The sequence below is a fragment of the Streptomyces sp. NPDC043896 genome (genome assembly GCF_056435605.1).
Genome location: NZ_JBWKEE010000043.1, coordinates 1 through 20,119 on the forward strand (window position 1 = coordinate 1; position 20,119 = coordinate 20,119).

Genomic DNA, 20,119 nt, shown 5'->3' on the forward strand with positions numbered 1-20,119 from the left:
CGGGACGGCCTGTCAAGGGTCGCCGAAGGCGATCACGAAGTGACGCGACGAAGGAGCGCCCTTGACAGGCCGTCCCGCCCCGGAAGGACGATGGGACTGACGGGAAACCCCCAGCCCCACTCTGAGACGGGCCAAGGGGCTACCGTCCCCCAGCCCCGCCCCGCCACAATCAGGCCGAATCCTCCGGAGCTCCCGCCCCCGCCCCCGTCAGGTCGATCAGCCGGCACACCGTCTCGATGTCGATCTTCACCTGGGCGATCGACGCCCGCCCCGACAGCCAGGTGATCAGGGCCGAGTGCCAGGTGTGCTCGATGACCCGGACCGCCGAGAGCTGTTCCGCCGTGGGCGGGGCCTCCAGGCCCATGGCGTCCAGGATGATCGCGGTCGTCAGCCGCGAGACCGTGTCCACCTCGGGTGAGACGCTCCGGTCCGCGAAGGTCAGGGCGCGGACCATGGCGTCGGCCAGGTGCGGTTCCCGCTGGAGGGCGCGGAAGGCGCGCATCAGGGTTTCCGCGACGCGGGCCGCCGGGTCGTCGCCGGCCGGGGGGCGTTTGCGGAGGGTCGTGTGCATGTGCTGGAGCTGGTCCTGCATGGTGGCGACCAGCAGGTGCACCTTGGACGGGAAGTAGCGGTAGAGGGTGCCCAGCGCGACGTTCGAGGACTCGGCGACCTCGCGCATCTGCACGGCGTCGAAGCCGCCCCGGCTGGCCAGCTGCGCGCTCGCGTGCAGGATCCGGCGGCGGCGCGCCTCCTGGCGCTCCGTCAGGGGAGGCGTCACGGCCTTCGCTTCCGCTGTCATGTGTCCCGTTCCTGGCGTTCCGTGTCGTTGCGGCGGCTGATTCCGGGATGGTCCGGGGGTCAGCATGTCAGGCGTCCGAGCCGTGGCGCGAATCACCTGCTCCGCCTCTTACGGTGTGGTTTCCGGCCGGTAGATTCAATGGTCTTCAGAGGATCAAGTCTGAAACTTGTTCTACATTATCCGAGCGGTTACGCTCCGGCGAAAGTGCAGGGAGAAGGGGGCCGAGAGTGACCGCAGAGGCCATGGTGACGAGCCCTTTCGCGGGTTCCGCCACCGACGGCGACCGCCCGTTGCGCATCGCACTCCTCACCTATAAGGGGAACCCGTTCTGCGGCGGCCAGGGCGTCTACGTCCGCCACCTCTCCCGGGAGCTCGTCAAGCTCGGGCACTCCGTCGAGGTCATCGGCGCGCAGCCCTATCCGGTGCTGGACACCGGTGCCACGCTCACAGAGCTGCCGAGCCTGGACCTGTACCGCAGCCCCGACCCGTTCCGCACTCCCAAGCGCGACGAGTACCGGGACTGGATCGACGCCCTGGAAGTCGCGACCATGTGGACCGGCGGATTCCCCGAGCCGCTGACCTTCTCGCTGCGCGCCCGGCGCCACCTGCGGGCCCGCGCGGGCGAGTTCGACGTCATCCACGACAACCAGACCCTCGGCTACGGACTGCTGGGCGACCTCGGCGCGCCCCTGGTGACGACGATCCACCACCCCATCACCGTCGACCGCAAGCTCGACCTCGCCGCCGCGAAGGACCGCAAGAAGCGGGCCTCCGTGCGGCGCTGGTACGCGTTCACGCGCATGCAGGGCCGGGTCGCCCGCAGGCTGCCCTCCGTGCTGACGGTCTCGGGCTCTTCCCGGCAGGAGATCGCCGAGCACCTCGGCGTCCGCGACGACCGCATCCACGTCGTCCACATCGGCGCCGACACCGACCTCTGGTCGCCCGACCCGTCCGTGGCGGAGGTGCCCGGGCGGATCGTGACCACCTCCAGCGCTGATGTGCCGCTCAAGGGGCTCGTCCACCTCGTCGAGGCCCTCGCCAAGCTGCGCACCGAGCAGCCCGACGCCCACCTCGTGGTCGTCGGCAAGCGCGCCGAGAGCGGGCCGGTCGCCCGCGCGATCGAGAAGTACGGGCTCCAGGACGCGGTCCGCTTCGTCAAGGGCATCAGCGACGCCGAGCTCGTCGACCTCGTGCGCAGCGCCCAGGTCTCCTGCGTGCCCTCCCTGTACGAGGGGTTCTCGCTCCCGGCCGCCGAGGCCATGGCCACCGGCACCCCGCTGGTCGCCACCACCGGCGGGGCGATCCCCGAGGTGTCCGGCCCCGACGGGGAGACCTGTCTGGCCGTGCCGCCCGGCGACGCGGGGGCGCTCGCCGGTGCGCTGGCACGGCTGCTGGGTGACGCCGGGCTGCGCGCCCGCCTCGGGGCCGCCGGACGGGAGCGGGTCCTGACCCGGTTCACCTGGGCCAAGGCCGCCGAGGGCACCGCCGCGCACTACAGAGCCGCCGTCGCGCAGGCCGCCGCCGCCCGGACCCGGTGACCCCGTAGCCGCGCGCCGGGCCCGCCCGGCGCCTCTCCGCGCACCGCAAGCCAGACATCTCATCCGCACCACCCTTCACCCCCGTGACCGCGAAGGCAGGACCCCGTGCTGACCGTCGATTTCTCCCGGTTCCCGCTCGCCGCAGGCGACCGTGTGCTCGATCTGGGCTGCGGCGCAGGCCGGCACGCCTTCGAGTGCTACCGGCGCGGCGCCCAGGTCGTCGCCGTCGACCGCAACGGCGAGGAGATCCGCGAGGTCGCCAAGTGGTTCGCCGCGATGAAGGAGGCCGGTGAGGCTCCGGCGGGCGCCACCGCCACCGCCATGGAGGGCGACGCCCTCGCGCTGCCCTTCCCGGACGAGTCCTTCGACGTCGTCATCATCTCCGAGGTGATGGAGCACATCCCCGACGACAAGGGCGTGCTCGCGGAGATGGTGCGCGTACTCAAGCCCGGCGGCCGCATCGCGGTCACCGTCCCGCGCTACGGCCCGGAGAAGATCTGCTGGGCGCTCTCCGACGCCTACCACGAGGTCGAGGGCGGCCACATCCGCATCTACAAGGCGGACGAGCTGCTCGGCAAGATGGAGGCCGCGGGCCTGAAGCCGTACGGCACCCACCACGCGCACGGCCTGCACTCCCCGTACTGGTGGCTGAAGTGCGCCTTCGGCGTCGACAACGACAAGGCGCTGCCGGTGAAGGCGTACCACAAGCTCCTGGTCTGGGACATCATGAAGAAGCCGCTCGCCACCCGGCTCGCCGAGCAGGCCCTCAACCCGCTCATCGGCAAGAGCTTCGTGGCGTACGCGACCAAGCCCCACCTGCCCGTCGGCGCCGCCGGCTCCGCCCAGTGAGCTCGCCGGGGCGCACCGTACCCGAACACCTCGTCCTGGACGGCGTACTGACCGCCGAACAGGCCGCGCAGACCGTGGCCGGGATCCTGGCCGCCCAGCGCGCGGACGGGGCCATACCGTGGTTCCGGGGCCACCACCTCGACCCGTGGGACCACACCGAGGCCGCGATGGCCCTGGACACGGCGGGCGAGCACGAGGCGGCCGAGCGGGCCTACGCCTGGCTGGCCCGGCACCAGAACCAGGACGGCTCCTGGTACGCCGCGTACGCGGACCGGCCGGAGGGCGTGGACACGGCCGAGCCGCAGGACGCGAGCCGGGAGTCCAACTTCGTCGCGTACATAGCCGTCGGCGTCTGGCACCACTACCTGGCCACCGGCGACGACACCTTCCTGGACCGGATGTGGCCGTCGGTGGTCGCCGCCGTCGAGTTCGTCCTGGCGCTCCAGCAGCCGGGCGGCGAGATCGGCTGGAAGCGGGAGGCCGACGGCACCGCCGTCACCGACGCCCTGCTGACCGGCTCCTCCTCCATCCACCAGGCGCTGCGCTGCGCGCTGGCCATCGCGGACCACCGCGGTGACCCGCAGCCGGACTGGGAGCTGGCCGCGGGGGCGCTGGCGCACGCGATACGCCGGCACCCGGAGCGGTTCCTGGACAAGGACCGCTACTCGATGGACTGGTACTACCCGGTGCTGGGCGGTGCGCTGTCCGGGCCGGAGGCCAAGGCGCGCATCGAGCGGCGGTGGGAGGAGTTCGTGGTCCCGGACCTCGGGGTGCGGTGCGTGCTGCCGAACCCGTGGGTGACGGGCGGGGAGTCCTGCGAGCTGGCGCTGACGCTGTGGGTGATGGGGGAGTCGGACCGGGCGCTGGAGGTCCTGCGTTCGATCGGGCACCTGCGCGCCGAGAACGGCATGTACTGGACGGGGTTCGTCTTCGAGGACCGGGCGGTGTGGCCGGTGGAGCAGACGACCTGGACGGCGGGGTCGCTGCTGCTGGCGGTGGCGGCGCTGGGCGGGGACGAGGCGACGGGGGAGGTCTTCGGCGGGCTGGCCCTGCCGGCGGGCCTGGAGCCCGACTGCTGCCACTGAGGCCCGGGCCGTACGGAGGCGGCCGCGCGCTCCGGGGGACCCGCGGCACGCTCCGCGGGACCCGCGGCGCGCTCCGCGGGACCCCCGAACGGGTCCCCCGGGTGGTGGGGCCGGGTGACCGGGGTGAGGCTGCGGGGGACACCTCAGTCCCCGGAGGCAACCGTGGCCGTACCCTCAACCGTCCGTATCCGTCGAGCCCTGACCGCGGTGGTGCTGTCCACCGCCCTGCTGGCCGGTGCCACCGCGTGCGGCAGCGGCGGCGACCGGGCGCAGCGGGAGGAGGTCTCCTCGGCGGCGGCCGCGGAGCTGGCCGCCCTCGCCGTGGCGGAGCCGGACGCGGCGGCGGCCGACGAGCTGGCCGCCGCGTCGCCCTCGCCGAGCACCACCGCCGAGAGGCAGAAGTTCGCCAAGACGCGGTTCGTCGCCAACGCGGGGCTCGCGGCCGGGGCGACGTACCAGTGGATCATCAAGCCGTACCGTGAGGGCAAGTTCAAGAAGGGCGCGAGCGGGCGCACCTTCGCACTCATCAAGGCGGGTCTCGCGGGCGCGTTCGCGTACAACCGGCTGAAGGCGGCCGCCGAGAACGCCAAGGGCGACCCGCTGCTGTCGAAGGCGATGGTCCCGCTGACGGCGGGCATCGAGTCCCTGAAGGGGCTGGGCGCCAAGCTCCGCAAGGGCGAGGCGGGCGACGCCGACATCGACGCCTTCAACAACGTCATCAACGGGGTCAAGGAAGCCGGCAAGAACGCGGGCGCCGTGGTGACGGACAAGGTGCCGAGCACCTCGCAGCTGACCGGCTGACCGGCTGACCGGCTGAAGTCCTCACGGGCCGCCCGCCTGTTTGAATGGCCGGTGTGATCGAGTTCCTGTTCTTCGCCCTCGCGGCCGGCGGCCTGGGCTGGCTGCTGCGGCGCAAGCACCGTCAGCGGATCGCGGCCGGCAGCCCCGCCGGGATCCCGGGCATGGCCCGGGTGCCGGCGGGCGAGGGCCGCTGGCGCCCCGGCCGGCTGTACGCGGACCCGGGCGCGGCCCGCTGGCAGCCCGAGCGGGGCGAGGCCGTGCCGCTGGCCGGCGCCCGGGCCACCGCCGTACGGGTCCCCTCCGTACGGGAGGGGATCTCCATCAACCCGGGCTCGCGCATCGTGGCCTGCGCCCTGGAGGGCGGGGGGACGATGGAGATCGCGGTGATGCCGCTGGACCTGCGGGGCCTCCTGGCAGCCGTACCGGAGGCGACGGACCGGCCGGACACGGATCCTCCCGGGACGTAGACCGGGACGTGGACCGGGGCCTGGACCGGGGCTTGGACCGGGGCCTGGACCGGGGCCTGGACCGGGTCGGGCGGGGTCGGGCGGGGTCGGGCAGGGGAACCGCCGTGCTCCGGTGGCCGCCACCACGCTCCGGCCCGGCCCGAACGATGCGCTGCCGCGCGCTCCCTCAGCCGTTGAGCTCCGCCAGCACCCTCAGGGTGTGCGGGTCCGGGGCCGTGACCAGGAGGTCGGTGACGGGGCCCTTGCGCCACAGTTCCAGCCGCTCCGCGATCCGTTCGCGGGGGCCGACGAGCGAGATCTCGTCGGCGAACGCGTCCGGGACGGCGAGCACGGCCTCCTCCTTGCGCCCGGCCAGGAACAGTTCCTGGATGCGCCGCGCCTCGGCCTCGTAGCCCATGCGGGCCATCAGGTCGGCGTGGAAGTTGCGGGCGGCGTGGCCCATGCCGCCGATGTAGAAGCCGAGCATCGCCTTGACCGGGAGCAGCCCCTCGGCGACGTCCTCGCAGACCTTGGCCCGCGCCATCGGGGCGATCATGAACCCGTCGGGCAGGTCGGCCAGCGAGGCCCGGTAGACGTCGGTGCGGGTGGGCGACCAGTAGAGGGGGAGCCAGCCGTCCGCGATGCGGGTGGTCTGGGCGATGTTCTTCGGCCCTTCCGCGCCGAGCAGCAGCGGGAGGTCCGCGCGCAGCGGGTGGGTGATCGGCTTGAGGGGTTTGCCGATGCCGGTGCCGTCGTGCCCGCGGTAGGGGTGGCTGTGGAAACGGCCGTCCAGGGCGACGGGGGCCTCGCGGCGCAGCACCTGGCGGACGACGTCCACGTACTCCCGGGTCGCGGTGAGCGGGCTCGCGGGGAAGGGGCGCCCGTACCAGCCCTCCACGACCTGCGGCCCGGACAGGCCGAGGCCCAGCATCATCCGGCCGCCGGAGAGGTGGTCGAGGGTGAGGGCGTGCATGGCGGTGGCGGTGGGGGTGCGGGCGGCCATCTGGGCGATGGCGGTGCCGAGCCGGATGCGCGAGGTGTGCGCGGCGATCCAGGTCAGCGGGGTGAAGGCGTCGGAGCCCCAGGCCTCGGCGGTCCACACCGAGTCGTAGCCGAGGCGTTCGGCCTCGGTGGCGAGGTCGAGGTGGGCGGGGGAGGGGCCGCGGCCCCAGTAGCCGAGTGCGAGTCCGAGGCGCATGTACGGTCCCCTCCGCGAAGCCGGATCCCGGCCTGACGGCACGTCAGGCCGGGAGGTGACTGTAGGGCACGCGTGCCCCGCCCGGAAGTGCGGAACGGCCCACCGCCCGTGAGGGGGCGGTGGGCCGTTGCGCGTCGACGGCGGCGGGGGTCAGCCGCGCTGGATCCCGGACGTGTCGTTCAGGACGCCGCGCCGGCCGTCCTGGGTCTGCGCGACCAGGGCCGACGGGCCGCGCTGGTCGACGGCCAGGTACCAGGTGCCCGGCGCCAGCTCCGCGATCGGGACCGGGGAGCCGTCCTCGCCGTAGAGGGGCCGCGCCACCGGGACCGCGAACCAGAACGGCGTGAAGTCCGCCGCGGGCGCCGTCTCCTGCGGGCCGGGCGCCGGCGTCCCCCCGTACGGCGGAACCGGCTGCGGGGTCGTGCCGTAGCCCTGCGGCTGCTGCCCGCCCGGGTAGCCGTACCCCGCCCCGGGCTGGGCGCCGTACGGCTGCGGCGTGACGGGCCGCGGCTCGGGCACGAGCGGCCCCGCCAGCGCCGGGATCTTCGCCCCGGCGATGGCCACACCCGCCAGGGCGAGGTTGGCGAGGAAGGCGATGATGCTGCCCGCGCCCAGGTCCCACTTGGCCGGGCAGGTGATCAGCGACCACAGCGAGGCCCACGCTGCCGCCACGGCCAGCACGGTGCCCCATGCCGTCAGGGTCATCCCGCCGAGCTTGCGGCCCTCGGGCTGGAAGCGGGCCCCGATCAGCAGGCCGGCGGCGATGAAGCCGGTCAGGAAGACGGTCGGCAGCGCCAGCCCGGAGAACTCGGTGTCCCACGCACTCGGGAGGTCCAGGCCGGTGGCGGAGTAAAAATCGAGGAACGAGGCGATGAACAGCAGTACCGCTGCTCCGATCACCACGCCGTCACCTCGAGTGAGGGAGCGGATGTTCACGTCTTGGGGTGTCCTTCTCGGTCTTGGCTGGGGCGGAGCGGGCGCCCCCATGGTACGGAGCTTCGCGCGGCCGAGAGGATCGGGGCGGCGGGCCGCCCCGGGCGCCTACGGGTGAACTACCCGCCCAGGAAGCCCACGATGCCGTCCGCGATGCCTTGCGCCGCCTTCTGCCGCCACTCGGGGTTCATCAGCTGCGCCGCGTCCTTGTCGTCACGCATGTTGCCGCATTCGAGGAACACCTTGGGCCGGGTCGAGAGATTGAGGCCGCCCAGGTCGTCGCGGACCACCAACCCCGTTCCGCCGCCGAGGTAGTTGGCCGGGGACGAGCCCGTGGTCCGGCCGAAGTTCTTCGCGATGCGCTCCCCGAGGTCGCGGGAGGGGCCGACGATCTTCGCGGTGTCCGCGGCGCCGCTCTTGACCCGGGCCGGGAGGATGACGTGGAAGCCCCGGTTCCCGGCGGATGTGCCGTCCGCGTGTACGGAGACCACGGCGTCGGCCGCGGCCTCGTTCCCGATCCGGGCCCGCTCGTTGATGCAGGGGCCCCAGGGGCGGTCCGCCTCGTGGGTGAAGACCACCTTGGCGCCCTTGGCCTCCAGCAGGGCGCGCGTCCTGCGGGAGACATCGAGGGTGAACTCGGCCTCCATGTAACCGGAGTTGGTGGTGGTGCCGGTGGTGTCGCACTCCTTGCGGTTGGTGCCGATGTCCACCAGCTTGTTGATCTCGGCGGAGTGCCGGAAGTTGCCCGTGTTGTGCCCGGGGTCGATGACGACGGTCCGGCCGGTGAGCGGGCCCTTGGCGGCGGCCGTACCCGGGGCCGTGCCGGGGGCGGGGCTCGCGGCCGGGCTCACGGCCGGGTCCGCGGTGCCGCCGGCCGCCGGGGTGGCGGCCGGGCTCGGGGAGGCGCTGGACTTGGCGTCCGAGCCGGCCGCGGTGTGGGAGGCGGTGAGCGGCGGCACGGCCCCGGGCTGCCGCCCCTCGCGCTCCGAGCCCGTCAGGACCTGGGTCAGCACCCAACCCGCCAGGCAGGTCGGGGCGAGCGCGGCCAGCGCCACCGTGAGGGCGGGCCGGCGCGCGAACCAGGGCCGGTCCGGGCTGATCGAGGACCGGGACTCGGGAAGCGGGGGGCTGTCGTCGTAGCGCACCCGGCGATGCTAGAACGCCCGGCGGGGCCCCGTACGGACCATGGGCCATCCGGGGGCGTGGTGTGATTGTCGTCCCGCGCCCTCCCGGGTCGGTCGGGCTAGATGCCCTCGCCGGTCCGGCGCAGCACGCGCAGGGAGTCCGTCACCGAGACCTCCTCGAAGGCGCCGGACGCCAGGGCGCGCAGGTAGATCCGGTACGGGGCCTGCCCGCCGTCGGCCGGGTCCGGGAACACGTCGTGGATCACGAGGGTGCCGCCCTCCGCCACGTGCGGGGCCCAGCCCTCGTAGTCACCGGTGGCGTGCTCGTCGGTGTGGCCGCCGTCGATGAAGACGAAGCCGAGCTTGCCGCCCCAGGCGGCGGCGACCTGCGGAGAACGTCCGACGACCGCGATCACGTGCTCCTCCAGACCGGCCCGGTGCAGAGTGCGGCGGAAGGTCGGCAGGGTGTCCATCAGCCCGATCTCCGGGTCCACGACGCTCGGGTCGTGGTACTCCCAGCCGGGCTGCTGCTCCTCGCTGCCCCGGTGGTGGTCGACGGTGATCGCGGGGACCCCGGCCTCGCGGGCCGCGTCCGCCAGCAGGATCGTGGAGCGCCCGCAGTAGGTGCCGACCTCCAGCAGCGGCAGCCCGAGGCGCGCGGCCCCGGCGGCCGCCGCGTACAGGGCGAGGCCTTCGGGCACGGGCATGAACCCCTTGGCGGCCTCGAAAGCGGCGAGGGTCTCCGGCTTGGGAGCAGCGGCCATGGGTGTTCCTCCGGCGATGAGCGGGCGTGGCGGCCCATGGTGCCCTACTGCCCGGTAGGGCACCATGCCGGGGTGCTTCACCCGGCTACGTGAGGAGTCCGCCGAGGGCGGTGGCGTTCGCCGGGGCCGGGGAGAGGCCGCCGACGAGGCCGGCGACCTGGCGCTTCGCGTCCTGGACGGTCGGGTTGAGGAAGCGCAGCGACAGCAGGTTGTCCAGGCTGAGGGGGCTGGTGGTCGGGGCCGGGCGTGCGGCGGCGGGGGCGGGGGCGGCCTGGGCGGCGGGGGCGGAGGCGAGGCCGACGGCGAGGGCCACGGCGGCGCCCGTCAGGACGCGGGTGAGGGTGTGGTGGGCCATGACCGCCCCAACGCCCGGACTCCGGACCGGTTATGGGCAGGGGCTCGGGCGGGGCGGGCTCTTCGCCCGACCGGCGCCGCCGGTTGCGCCGTTCGGGTCGTTCAGTCCAGGTCGTACGCGAAGGTGTACGGGACCGACGGTTCGCCGTGCCGGGCGAGGAAGCCGCCGGTGCCGCGCAGGCCGGCCAGTGCGCCGGTCCCGGAGCCGGGGACGACCTCGAAGGAGCAGTGCGTGGTGCCGTCCTCGTGGAAGGTGCCGCGCTCCTCGACGGCGAAGGAGCCCTCGCGGCCGTCGAGGCTGCCGGTGAGCAGTTCCATGCCGGTGTAGGTGCCGGTCGTCGCCGTCAGGTACGTGATCGTGTACGCACAGGTCGTGCCGGCCGCCTCGATGCCGCCGGTGAAGGTGTTGGCGACGGTGGCCCGGGCGAGCCTCGGCAGGGCGTCGGCCGGGCCGGCCGGACGCTCCTCCCAGTCGGCGAAGGTGAAGTGGCCGGTGGCGGTGTGCGTGGGCATGGGGGTCCTCTCGACGGGTCGCGCGGGCTCTTCCCCGCGCCGTGACCAGCCTGGACGCCGTACCTGACACCTCCTGTCAGGTATGCCGTCCAGAATGGGCCCATGCGCGCTGACCGGCTCCTCTCCCTCCTCCTGCTGCTCCAGAACCGCGGCCGGATGACCGCCCCGGAGCTGGCGGCGGAGCTGGAGGTGTCCGTCCGTACCGTCTACCGGGACATCGAGGCGCTCGGCGCGTCCGGAGTGCCCGTCCACGCCGACCGGGGCCCGGCGGGCGGGTACCGGCTGATGGACGGCTACCGCACGCGGCTGACCGGGCTCACCGACGCCGAAGCGGCCTCGCTGTTCCTGGCCGGGGCGCCGGGGCCGGCGCGGGAGCTGGGGCTGGGCGCGGTGCTGGCCACGGCCCAGCTGAAGCTCCAGGCCGCGCTGCCGGCCGGGCCGGCGGACCGGGCCCGGCTCGTGCGGGACCGGTTCCACCTGGACGCGCCCGCCTGGTTCCGGGACGCGGACCCGGTGCCGCACCTCGCGGGGGTCGCCCGGGCGGTGTGGGAGCAGCGGGAGGTGCGGGTGGAGTACCGGAGCTGGTCGGGTGAGCTCCGGCAGCGGGAGCTGCACCCGCTGGGCATCGTCCTCAAGGGCGGCATCTGGTACCTGGTCGCCGCCCCGGCGCGGGAGGAGGGGAGCGTGCGGACCTACCGGGTGTCGCGGCTGCTGGAGCTGCGGGAGACGGGGGAGGGCTTCGAGCGGCCGGCCGGGTTCGGGCTGGCGGCCCACTGGGAGGAGTCCTCCCGGCGGCTGGAGGCCGCGCTCCGGCAGGGGGTGGCCCGGCTGCGGCTCTCGCCGCGTGCGCGGCGGCTGCTGCCGATGCAGTTCGGGGCGCAGGGGGCGCGGGCGCTGGAAGGGGCCGGGCCGCCGGACGGGGACGGCTGGGCGGAGGTGGAGCTGCCGGTGGAGTCGCAGGCCGTCGCGGTGGGGGACCTGCTCCGGCTGGGCGCCGAGGCGGAGGTGCTGGGCCCGCCGGAGCTGCGGGCGGCGGTGGCCCGGGCGGTGGCGGTGCTGGCCGGGCGGTACGCGGTGGGCGTGCCCGCGGTGCCGCCCGTGCCGGCCGCACCGCCCGTACGGGAGAGGGGAGTTGACGGCTCTGTATGATCCTTCCCCGTACCTGGGGAGGGCGGGGAGGCATGGAGCCGTTAGGGCCGTCGGGTCCGTCGTACGTGGGGCCGTTCCGTGTGCTGGGCGTGCTCGGCGAGGGCGGGATGGGCCGGGTACTGCTGGGGACCGCTCCGGACGGGCGACTGGTCGCCGTCAAACAGGTCCTCGCGCGCTTCGCCGACGACGAGGGCTTCCGCGCCCGGTTCCGGCGGGAGGTCGCCGCCTCCCGGAGGGTGTCCGGGGCGTACACGGCGGCCGTGATGGAGTCCGACGCGGACGCCCGGACCCCGTGGCTGGCCTCGGTGTTCGTCTCCGGTCCGTCGCTGGGCGCGGCCGTGGGGGCGGTGGGGGCACTGCCCGAGGAAACGGTGCGCCGCCTCGCGGCCGGGCTGGCGTCGGCCCTCGCGGAGATCCACCGGGCGGGACTCGTCCACCGGGACCTGAAGCCCGAGAACGTGCTGCTCGCCGAGGACGGCGTCCGGGTCATCGACCTGGGCATCGCGCGGGCGGCCGAGAGCGGGATCGACACCCGGCTGACGCACACGGGCCTGGTGATCGGCTCTCCGCCGTTCATGTCGCCGGAGCAGGCGGAGGGCCGGGAACTGACCGCGGCCAGCGACCTGTTCTCGCTGGGCTCGGTGCTGTTCCTGGCCGCGACGGGGCGCAACCCGTTCGCCGGGTCCTCGACCCTCCAGACCCTGTACGACGTGGTGCACGCGGAGCCCGGCCTGGACGCGGTCCCGGCGGGGCTGCGGCCGGCCGTGGAGCGGTGTCTGGCCAAGGACCCGGCCGCCAGGCCGACCCCGGCGGAACTGTTCGAGCTCCTCGGGCCGGTCGCCCCGGGGGGCCGCCTGCCGTGGCCTCCGGCGGTGCACCGGATGATCGCCGAACAGGGTGCGGCCATCGACCGGCTCCTGTCCGCCGCCGACCCGCGCCGGACGGTCGTCGAGGCGGCGCGGCCGGACCCGGCGACGATGGCGGCCGAGGTGGCGCCGGAGCGGGCGCCCGTGCGGGAGCCGGAGCGGGAGCCGGAGCCGGCTCCGGTACGGGAACCGGCGGCTGTCCGGGAGCCGGGGCCGGCGCGGGAGGCGGGGCCGGCGCGGCCCGGGCGGGTGCCGGAGCCTCGGCCTCCGGCCGGGCCCGCCTTCGTGCCGCTGCCTGAGGAGCCGCCCGTCACCGTGGACGCCCTGGCCCCCGGACCGCTCCGGCGGACCCGGCGCCGGGGCGCCCTCCGCGTGGCCGGGCCGGCGGCGGCGGCCCTCGCGCTGGTGGCGGCCGGTGCCGGCGTGTGGGCGTACGGGCAGCAGCCCGGCGGCTGGTGGGGCGAGGCGCTGCACACGAAGCTGGACCGCTGCGAGACGGCGGCCCCCAAACTGCCGGTGCCGCCCGAGGCGGTGCGGGCGACGACGCTGGACACCGTCCTGCCGGGCGGCAACTCCGGCCCCGCCACCGCGGTGCGCTGCTACTGGTTCGGCGGGGGGAAGACCCGCCTGATCGTGGAGTGGTCCCTGAAGCGCGACGACGGGGACAGCCGGAAGGGGCTGGAGGAGCAGCGCGAGCAGCTCGCCTCGGAGCGCCGGACGGTGACGCGGGCCTACCGCACGGTCCCGCAGACGGACACCGGGATCGGTGACGAGTCGCTGTGGCGCGGCAGCTGCGAACTGGTGGTCCGTGACGGGAACCTCAGGCTCTACGTGTGGGGCGGAAGGGATTCGGACGAGAGCGGTCCGGTCGGAACCGGACTCGGCGAGAGCGAATCCCCCGCCCCGCAGCCCGAGTGCCGGTCGGAGGTCGAGGCGATCGCCCGGGCCGCCCTCGCGGCCGTCCCGTCCGGCTGAGCGGACCGGCCGCCCGAAGGGGAGGGGCGAGCCGGAAGAACACCCCTGTCTGACCTTCCGTCAGATTGGAACGTGTTCTACTCTGCCGCGCATGGGCATCGGAATCACGCAAGAACAGCGGGAGTTGGCCGACGCCGTCCGCGGCTGGGTGGCGCGGGCCGTACCGCCCGAGGAGGTGCGCAAGCTGCTCGACGCCCCGCCCCAGGCGGGGGCGCGGCCCGGCTACTGGGACGGCCTGGCCGCATCCGGGCTGTTGGCGCCGCACCTGGAGGGCGGCACGCTGCTGGACCTGGCCGTCGTGGTGGAGGAGGCCGCCCGGGCGGCGCTGCCCGGGCCCTTCCTGCCGAGCGCGCTGGCATCCGTACTCCTGGACCGGGCCGGGGCCGCCCCCCTCGACGGCCGGGTCGGGGCCGTGGCCCTGGGGGCGGGGGGAGTCACCGCCGTCGCCGCCGAGGGGGGCGGCTGGCGCCTCGACGGGATCGCGCCGCCCGTGCTCGGCGCCGGCGAGGCGGACCTGGTGCTGCTCGCCGCCGAGGGCGACGGCGGGACCCGGTGGTACGCCGTGGACGCCGCCGCGCTGGAGATCCGCACGCACGAGAGCGCCGACCCCACCCGCCCCACCGCCGAGGTCCGGGCGCGGGCCGCCGCCGTCCCGCCCGGCCGGCTGCTGGATCTGGACGCCGCCCTCGTCCAGGACCTGGCCTGCGCCCTCTTCGCCGCCGACGCCTGCGGCACCGCCGCCTGGGCGGTGCACACCGCCGCCGAGCACGCCAGGACGCGCGAGCAGTTCGGCAGCCCCATCGGCCGCTTCCAGGGCGTCAAGCACCTGTGCGCCGACATGCTCGTCCGCCTCGAACAGGCCCGCGCCCTCGCCTGGGACGCCGCGAACGCCGCCGACCGGAGCTCCCCGGGGGCCGCCGGGGCCTCCGCCGAGACCCCGTCCGCACGCTCCCTCGTCGCCGCCCTCGCCGCCGCGACCGCCCTCGACGCCGCGTACTCCTGCGCCAAGGACTGCATCCAGATCCTCGGCGGCATCGGCTTCACCTGGGAGCACGACGCCCACCTCCACCTGCGCCGCGCCCTCGTCGCCCGCCAGCTCCTCGGCCCCGGCGACACCCACCGCATCCGCGCGGCGGGCCTCGCCGCGGCCGGCGCCCGGCGCGAGCTGCGCCTCGGACTCCCGCCGGAGGCCGAGCAGTACCGCGCGGCCGCCCGGGCCGCCATCGGAGCCGTACGCGGCCTCGACCCGGCCGCCGCCCGCCGGGCGCTGGCCCCCACCGGGTACGCGGCCCCCTACCTCCCGCCGCCGTACGGGCTCGGCGCCGGGCCCGTCGAGCAGCTCGTCGTCCAGCAGGAGCTGAAGGAGGCCGGGGTCAGGCTCGCCGACCTCGGCATCGCCACCTGGATCGTGCCCTCGCTCCTCGCCTACGGGACCGACACACAGCGCGCCGCCCACGTCCTGCCGACGCTGCGCGGGGACACGGCCTGGTGCCAGCTCTTCTCGGAGCCGGGCGCCGGCTCCGACCTGGCCTCCCTGCGGACCAGGGCCGAACGGACCGCCGACGGCTCCTGGAAGGTCAACGGACAGAAGGTGTGGACGAGTTCCGCGCACACCGCCGACTTCGGGATCCTGCTGGCCCGGACGGATCCCGCCGCACCCAAGCACAGGGGACTCGGCTACTTCGTCGTCGACATGAAGAACACCCCCGGCATCGAGATCCGCCCGCTCAAGGAGATCACCGGCGAGGCGCTCTTCAACGAGGTCTGGTTCGAGGACGCCGTCCTCCCGGCCGATGCCCTGGTAGGGGAGGCCGACGGCGGGTGGAAGGTCGCCCGCAACACCCTCGGCAACGAGCGCGTCCACATGGCCGACCAGATGACCTTCGACACCGGCCTGGAGGCGCTGATCACCCGCACCGCAGGGCTCGACGCCTCCTACCGGGCCCGCGTCGGCGCCCTCGCCGCCGAGGCGCACGCCCTCGCCTGCATCGGCCTGCGGACCACCCTCCAGCAGGTGTCCGGGCTGGAGCCGGGCGCGGGGGCGTCCGTACGCAAGCTCGTGCAGACCCCCCACCAGCAGCGGACCGCCGAACTGGCCCTCGAACTGCTCGGCCCGGCCGGCGCGGTGCGCGAGGGCGCGGGGGAACGGGCGGTGCACGGGATGCTCATGTCCCGCTGCCTGACCATCGCCGGGGGCACCACACAGGTCCAGCTGAACGTCGTCGCCGAGCGGATCCTCGGCCTCCCCAGGGACTAGGAGTCAGCGCAGATGAAGTCGTACATCGTGGGCGTCGGCATGACGAAATTCGAGAAGCCGGAGTCACGGGACTGGCAGTACTGGGACATGGTCGAGGAGGCAGGCGGCGCGGCCCTCGCCGACGCGGGCGTGGACTACCGGCTCGTCGAACAGGTGCCGGCCGGCTACTGCTTCCAGCCCTCCACCGCCGGGCAGCGGGCGGTGTACGGACTGGGCCTGACCGGCGTCCCCGTCTACAACGTCAACAACAACTGCGCGACGGGCTCGACGGCCCTGATGATGGCGCGGCAGCTCGTCCAGGGCGGCCTGGCCGACTGCGTGCTCGCCGTCGGCTTCGAGAAGATGAAGCGCGGCGCGCTGGGCGGCGGCGCCGACGGGGGAGACTTCACGACGTCTCCGGTGGCCCGCCACTACGGGATCATGGCTGCCGCGCACGGCTTCGAGATGTCCCCGCCCACCGCGCAGATCTTCGGCAACGCCGCCCGCGAGCACATGGAGCGGTACGGCACCACGCCCGCCCAGCTGGCGGCGGTCGGCGCCAAGAACCACCGGCACTCCGCGAACAACCCGAACGCGCAGTTCCAGGACGTGTACACGGTCGAGGAGGTCCTCGCCGCCAAGACCATCCACGACCCGCTGACCAAGCTCCAGTGCTCGCCCACCTCCGACGGCGCCGCGGCCGCCCTCGTCGTCTCGGAGCGGTTCGTCGTGGCGCACGGGCTGCACGGCAAGGCCGTCGAGATCGTCGCGCAGGCCATGACCACGGACACCGCCGCCAGCTTCGGCGGCTCCTGCATCGACGTCGTCGGCAAGCCGATGACCGCCGCCGCCGGCCGCCGGGTGTACGAGGACTCGGGGCTCGGCATCGAGGACGTCGACGTCGTCGAACTCCACGACTGCTTCTCGGTCAACGAACTGCTGACGTACGAGGCGCTCGGCATGTGCGCGGACGGGGCCTCCGGCGAGCTCGCGGAGAGCGGCGCCACCACCTACGGCGGGCGGTGGGTGGTCAACCCCTCGGGCGGCCTGATCTCCAAGGGCCACCCGCTCGGGGCGACAGGGCTCGCGCAGGCGGCGGAACTGGTGTGGCAGCTGCGCGGCGAGGCGGGCACCCGCCAGGTCCCCGGCGCCCGGGTCGGGCTGGCGCACAACATCGGGCTGGGCGGCGCGGCGGTGGTGACGATGCTGCGCCGGTAGGCCCGCACGCCGCCGCCTTCGGCCGCCGTGGGCCGCCTTCGGCCGCGGTGCGCCCGGTGCCTACGCGGGCACCAGGCGGGGCATCAGGCGCAGCGCGTTCTCCCGGTTGACGGCCCGGCGCAGGGCAGGGGTCAGCGCCGGGTCGGCGGCCAGCGCGGGGACGGCGACGTCCGCGACCATGTCGGAGGGGCAGGCCGGCCAGTCGCTGCCGAACAGGATCCGGGCGGGATCCACGGTGGCGAGCAGGGTGCCGGCCGGGGACATCGGGCCGGCGGTGTCGTAGTAGAAGCGGTGCAGGTGGTCCCGGACCGCCGCGGGATCGACGGGCGGGTCGAAGGAGCCCGCGAAGGCCTCCAGCCGGGTCGCGATGTGCGGGAGGAAGCCGCCTCCGTGCGGCAGGACCACCGACAGGTTCGGGAAGCGGTCGAGGGTCCGGTTGCGGATCATGTTGGCGGCGGCGCGGGTCGTGTCGAGGAGGAAGTCGCAGAGGAAGTTCGGCAGCCCCGGCACGGTGGCCCCGGGCGGCCCCCCGGCCCCCGGCGGCGGAGCCCCGGCCCCGGGCGGGCCCCCGGCCCCGGGCGGCGGTCCCCCCGGCGGCCCCCCGGCTCCGGGCCGGCCGGCCGCCCCCGTCGGCGGTCCCGGCGGTCCCGCCGGGAGGTTGTGCGGGTGGGTGTCCACCACCGCGGCCCGCTCGTCCAGCTCGGCGAAGATCCCGTCGTACACGGGGTCCCCCAGGTAGACCCCGCCGTAGTTGGCGGTGACGTTCACCCCGACCGCGCCCAGCTCGTCCAGCCCGTGGCGCAGCGCCCAGGAGGAGACCTCCGGGTCGTCCAGGAAGAGCGGGGTGTGGAAGGCGAACCTCCCCGGGTGCGCCTCGACGGCCTCCACCGCCGCCCGCAGCGTCACCGTGACCGCCTCCCGCAGCTGCGCGGAGCTCTCGTACCGGGCGGGCAGCATCGGCTTGAGCACGGCGGTCGCGATCCCCGCCCGGTCCATCAGCGCCAGGGCGGACTCCGCGTCCCAGCACGCCCACGGCGGCAGCGCCCGGGGGTTCACCAGCCCGCGCGCCTCTCCCCATTCCCGCCAGGCCGGGGCGCAGAAGTGGTGGTGCACGTCGATCACCGCCCGGCTGCCGTCGTCCTCCGCGGTCGCCGCGCCGGAGCGTGCCGCTCCACTGGCGGTGAATCCGCCCGCACCGTATTCCGGCATGTGTGCATTCCCTTTCTCCGGGCCCCGGGATCCGTTGTCACCTTAGGGCGGGCCCGGTCCGCCGCCGCCCGGACATTCCAGAGGGGGAGGATTCGGCTCCGAACGGGTCAACGCCGTTTTGCCTTCGTTCGGCCCAGGGAAAGGAGCCGACTGTCAATTCCGGGTTACCCGAGAGGTATGGGCGCGTGACGACTGAACCGACGGTGGCAGTGGGGGACGGACCCGCGCTCGAAGACGCGGTGGCGGCGGTGACCAAGGGCACGCCGGAATACCGGCAGTGCCCCTATCCGGTCTACCGCTCGCTGCGGGAACAGGCCCCGATCGCCCGGCTGGCCCCCGGACACGGCGTGGACACGTACCTCATCACCCGGTACGAGGACGCCCACGCGGTCTTCGCCGACCACCGCATCGGCAAGGACATGCACGAGGCCATCGACACCTACCACGCCCTCTTCGGGGACGCGTGCGAGGCGCTCGACGACAACCTCCTCTTCGCGGACCCGCCCCGGCACACCCGGCTGCGCCACATCGCCAAGACCGCCTTCACCCCGCGCCACGTCAAGGACCTGCGCCCGCACATCCAGGAACTCGTCGACGACCTGCTGGACCGGTGTCCGACGGACGAGCCCGTCGACCTGATGGCGGCCTTCGCCCTGCCGCTGCCGGTCATGGTCATCTGCGAGCTGCTCGGCATCGTGGGGGACGAGCGCGTCGAGGTGCTGAAGTGGTTCGCCCAGGTGACCCGCTCCCGGTTCAGCAGGGACCTGAGGCACGAACTGGTCGAGGCCGAGCACTGGCTGCGGAACTACTTCACGGACCTGATCCACCGCACCCGCGAGAACCCCACCGACGACTTCCTGAGCCTGCTGGCGGAAATCCCGCACGACGAGGAACCGCTGACGGACGACGAACTCGTCTCGATGATCTGGGTGCTGCTCTTCGCCGGGCACAAGACCACGACCCTGCAGATCGGCAATTGCGTCTACAGCCTGCTGACCAATCCGGAGCAGCTGAAGGCGGTCCAGGAGAACCGGGAACTGCTGCCCCAGGCGATCGAGGAAATGGTCCGTTTCGAGGGGTCGGTGGAAACCTCTACCTTCCGGTACGCGCTGGAGGACGTGGAAATCGGCGGGACGCTCATTCCGCGCGGCGCGGTCGTCCAGATCGCCATCGCCTCCGCGAACCGCGACCCGGAGAAGTTCCCCGACCCCGACAGGCTCGACATCACCCGCGAGGGCCTCCAGGGCACCCACCTGGGCTTCGGTTTCGGGGCGCACTACTGCCTGGGCGCGCCGCTGGCCCGCCTGGAGCTGGAGATCTGCCTGACGTCGCTGCTCGACCGTTTTCCCGACATGGTGCTGGCGCTGCCGTCCGCGGAGGGCGGCGACTGGCTGAAGGGGCCCTTCCCCGCGTTCCGGGGACTGGAGCGGCTGCCCGTGGCGCTGGACCCCTCGCGGACGGTCGACGACTGGACGAAGCCCTCGGCCTGAGCCCTCCGGCCCGCCCCTCGGCCTGAGCCCGTCCGGCCGGCCCCTCCGTCCGAGCCCCTCCGCCCGGCCCGCGCGGCTCGCGCCCACGGCCCCCCGCCGTCACCGGCGGGGGGCCGTACGCGCGCGCCCGCGATCCGGCTACGGGCCCGCCAGCGCCGGGTCCACCACGGTTTCGCCCATGGACGCCCGTCGCAGGCTGTCCGCCAGGTCCTCGACCGGGCCGTCCCGCAGGACCAGTCCCGCCGCGCCCGCCGCCAGGGCCGCCTCCAGCAGGCCGGGGTGGGCCGAGCCGGCGGTGACCAGGACCCGGCACTCGGGGTCCTCGGCCAGCAGGGCCGTCACCCCGGCGACCTCCGCCACCAGCGCCACCTGGGGCCGGGCCGTGGGGGAGTCCACCACCTCGATGTCCTGCTGGAGGCCGAGGAGGACCGCGAGGGCCGGGTCCGGCGGCTCCAGCAGGACGCGCAGGGAGCGCGCGGGCCGGTGCGTCACGGGCATTTCGTCCACCGGCGAAGCGTAACGGCCCGGGTTCGGCGCGAGGGGCAACACGCCTCGGCCGCAGGCGATCTGAC

At 74.5% G+C, this 20,119-nt stretch carries 19 protein-coding genes; 10 read left to right on the forward strand and 9 right to left on the reverse strand.

Features of this window, described 5'->3' with window-relative positions:
• Positions 1-169: 169 nt before the first annotated feature.
• Positions 170-799, reverse strand: coding sequence for a TetR family transcriptional regulator (locus tag AC069X_RS36310; RefSeq protein WP_478735694.1), 630 nt, complete (start codon positions 797-799; stop codon positions 170-172).
• Between the two features lie 227 nt (positions 800-1,026).
• On the opposite strand from AC069X_RS36310, the gene AC069X_RS36315 reads away from it, so the two are divergent.
• From AC069X_RS36315 to AC069X_RS36335, 5 genes are all read left to right on the forward strand, one after another.
• On the forward strand, positions 1,027-2,337 hold the full coding sequence (locus AC069X_RS36315) for a glycosyltransferase family 4 protein (protein ID WP_478735696.1): 1,311 nt from the start codon (positions 1,027-1,029) through the stop codon (positions 2,335-2,337).
• 105 nt (positions 2,338-2,442) lie between these two features.
• The gene (locus AC069X_RS36320) at positions 2,443-3,186 is read left to right on the forward strand and encodes a class I SAM-dependent methyltransferase (protein ID WP_478735698.1); all 744 of its coding nucleotides are present in this window, start codon (positions 2,443-2,445) and stop codon (positions 3,184-3,186) included.
• Positions 3,183-4,271 (forward strand): prenyltransferase/squalene oxidase repeat-containing protein, encoded by a 1,089-nt coding sequence (locus tag AC069X_RS36325; protein WP_478735700.1) that lies wholly within the window; start codon positions 3,183-3,185, stop codon positions 4,269-4,271. Before AC069X_RS36320 ends, AC069X_RS36325 begins: the two co-directional genes overlap by 4 nt.
• Positions 4,272-4,433: 162 nt before the next feature.
• Entirely contained in the window at positions 4,434-5,072 is a 639-nt protein-coding gene (locus AC069X_RS36330; RefSeq protein ID WP_478735702.1) for a hypothetical protein, read from the forward strand.
• Positions 5,073-5,125: 53 nt separating this feature from the next.
• Positions 5,126-5,539 (forward strand): hypothetical protein, encoded by a 414-nt coding sequence (locus tag AC069X_RS36335; RefSeq protein WP_478735704.1) that lies wholly within the window; start codon positions 5,126-5,128, stop codon positions 5,537-5,539.
• A gap of 166 nt (positions 5,540-5,705) precedes the next feature.
• On the opposite strand, the gene AC069X_RS36340 is transcribed toward AC069X_RS36335, so the two are convergent.
• From AC069X_RS36340 to AC069X_RS36365, 6 genes are all read right to left on the reverse strand, one after another.
• Positions 5,706-6,716 carry an LLM class F420-dependent oxidoreductase gene (locus tag AC069X_RS36340; protein WP_478735706.1) on the reverse strand — a complete coding sequence of 337 codons (1,011 nt, stop codon included), beginning with the start codon at positions 6,714-6,716 and terminating at the stop codon, positions 5,706-5,708.
• Between the two features lie 150 nt (positions 6,717-6,866).
• Positions 6,867-7,652: a DUF5336 domain-containing protein gene (locus AC069X_RS36345; RefSeq protein WP_478735708.1), complete on the reverse strand. Its 786-nt coding sequence runs from the start codon at positions 7,650-7,652 to the stop codon at positions 6,867-6,869.
• Positions 7,653-7,768: 116 nt separating this feature from the next.
• Positions 7,769-8,794 carry an N-acetylmuramoyl-L-alanine amidase gene (locus AC069X_RS36350; protein WP_478735710.1) on the reverse strand — a complete coding sequence of 342 codons (1,026 nt, stop codon included), beginning with the start codon at positions 8,792-8,794 and terminating at the stop codon, positions 7,769-7,771.
• A 98-nt stretch (positions 8,795-8,892) separates the two neighbouring features.
• A complete protein-coding gene (locus AC069X_RS36355; protein ID WP_478735712.1) occupies positions 8,893-9,537 on the reverse strand; it encodes a class I SAM-dependent methyltransferase in 645 nt (214 codons plus the stop codon).
• Between the two features lie 85 nt (positions 9,538-9,622).
• Positions 9,623-9,892 (reverse strand): hypothetical protein, encoded by a 270-nt coding sequence (locus AC069X_RS36360; protein ID WP_478735714.1) that lies wholly within the window; start codon positions 9,890-9,892, stop codon positions 9,623-9,625.
• Between the two features lie 101 nt (positions 9,893-9,993).
• Positions 9,994-10,404: a DUF3224 domain-containing protein gene (locus AC069X_RS36365; RefSeq protein ID WP_478735716.1), complete on the reverse strand. Its 411-nt coding sequence runs from the start codon at positions 10,402-10,404 to the stop codon at positions 9,994-9,996.
• Between the two features lie 102 nt (positions 10,405-10,506).
• On the opposite strand from AC069X_RS36365, the gene AC069X_RS36370 reads away from it, so the two are divergent.
• The 4 genes from AC069X_RS36370 to AC069X_RS36385 all read left to right on the forward strand — a co-directional run bounded on the left by AC069X_RS36370 (position 10,507) and on the right by AC069X_RS36385 (position 16,848).
• Complete coding sequence (locus tag AC069X_RS36370) at positions 10,507-11,553, forward strand: helix-turn-helix transcriptional regulator (RefSeq protein WP_478735718.1); 1,047 nt, start codon at positions 10,507-10,509, stop codon at positions 11,551-11,553.
• A 32-nt stretch (positions 11,554-11,585) separates the two neighbouring features.
• Complete coding sequence (locus AC069X_RS36375) at positions 11,586-13,394, forward strand: serine/threonine-protein kinase (RefSeq protein ID WP_478735720.1); 1,809 nt, start codon at positions 11,586-11,588, stop codon at positions 13,392-13,394.
• Positions 13,395-13,485: 91 nt separating this feature from the next.
• Positions 13,486-15,651 (forward strand): acyl-CoA dehydrogenase family protein, encoded by a 2,166-nt coding sequence (locus AC069X_RS36380; RefSeq protein WP_478735722.1) that lies wholly within the window; start codon positions 13,486-13,488, stop codon positions 15,649-15,651.
• A gap of 12 nt (positions 15,652-15,663) precedes the next feature.
• Positions 15,664-16,848, forward strand: coding sequence for a thiolase C-terminal domain-containing protein (locus AC069X_RS36385; RefSeq protein ID WP_478735723.1), 1,185 nt, complete (start codon positions 15,664-15,666; stop codon positions 16,846-16,848).
• Between the two features lie 60 nt (positions 16,849-16,908).
• Here the strand turns inward: AC069X_RS36385 and AC069X_RS36390 are convergent, their stop codons facing one another.
• A complete protein-coding gene (locus AC069X_RS36390) occupies positions 16,909-18,057 on the reverse strand; it encodes an amidohydrolase family protein (protein WP_478735725.1) in 1,149 nt (382 codons plus the stop codon).
• A 185-nt stretch (positions 18,058-18,242) separates the two neighbouring features.
• Here AC069X_RS36390 and AC069X_RS36395 point away from each other — a divergent pair, with 185 nt between their 5' ends.
• On the forward strand, positions 18,243-19,547 hold the full coding sequence (locus AC069X_RS36395) for a cytochrome P450 family protein (protein ID WP_478735727.1): 1,305 nt from the start codon (positions 18,243-18,245) through the stop codon (positions 19,545-19,547).
• A gap of 138 nt (positions 19,548-19,685) precedes the next feature.
• Here AC069X_RS36395 and AC069X_RS36400 read toward each other — a convergent pair whose 3' ends face one another.
• The gene (locus tag AC069X_RS36400) at positions 19,686-20,045 is read right to left on the reverse strand and encodes a DNA-binding response regulator (RefSeq protein WP_478735752.1); all 360 of its coding nucleotides are present in this window, start codon (positions 20,043-20,045) and stop codon (positions 19,686-19,688) included.
• Positions 20,046-20,119: the final 74 nt, after the last annotated feature.

Coding starts and splice junctions, on each gene's coding strand:
- AC069X_RS36310 (WP_478735694.1), bottom strand. CDS start 799: ATGACAGCGGAAGCGAAGGCCGTGACGCCTCCCCTGACGGAGCGCCAG.
- AC069X_RS36340 (WP_478735706.1), bottom strand. CDS start 6,716: ATGCGCCTCGGACTCGCACTCGGCTACTGGGGCCGCGGCCCCTCCCCC.
- AC069X_RS36355 (WP_478735712.1), bottom strand. CDS start 9,537: ATGGCCGCTGCTCCCAAGCCGGAGACCCTCGCCGCTTTCGAGGCCGCC.
- AC069X_RS36360 (WP_478735714.1), bottom strand. CDS start 9,892: ATGGCCCACCACACCCTCACCCGCGTCCTGACGGGCGCCGCCGTGGCC.
- AC069X_RS36365 (WP_478735716.1), bottom strand. CDS start 10,404: ATGCCCACGCACACCGCCACCGGCCACTTCACCTTCGCCGACTGGGAG.
- AC069X_RS36370 (WP_478735718.1), top strand. CDS start 10,507: ATGCGCGCTGACCGGCTCCTCTCCCTCCTCCTGCTGCTCCAGAACCGC.
- AC069X_RS36375 (WP_478735720.1), top strand. CDS start 11,586: ATGGAGCCGTTAGGGCCGTCGGGTCCGTCGTACGTGGGGCCGTTCCGT.
- AC069X_RS36380 (WP_478735722.1), top strand. CDS start 13,486: ATGGGCATCGGAATCACGCAAGAACAGCGGGAGTTGGCCGACGCCGTC.
- AC069X_RS36385 (WP_478735723.1), top strand. CDS start 15,664: ATGAAGTCGTACATCGTGGGCGTCGGCATGACGAAATTCGAGAAGCCG.
- AC069X_RS36390 (WP_478735725.1), bottom strand. CDS start 18,057: ATGCCGGAATACGGTGCGGGCGGATTCACCGCCAGTGGAGCGGCACGC.
- AC069X_RS36400 (WP_478735752.1), bottom strand. CDS start 20,045: ATGCCCGTGACGCACCGGCCCGCGCGCTCCCTGCGCGTCCTGCTGGAG.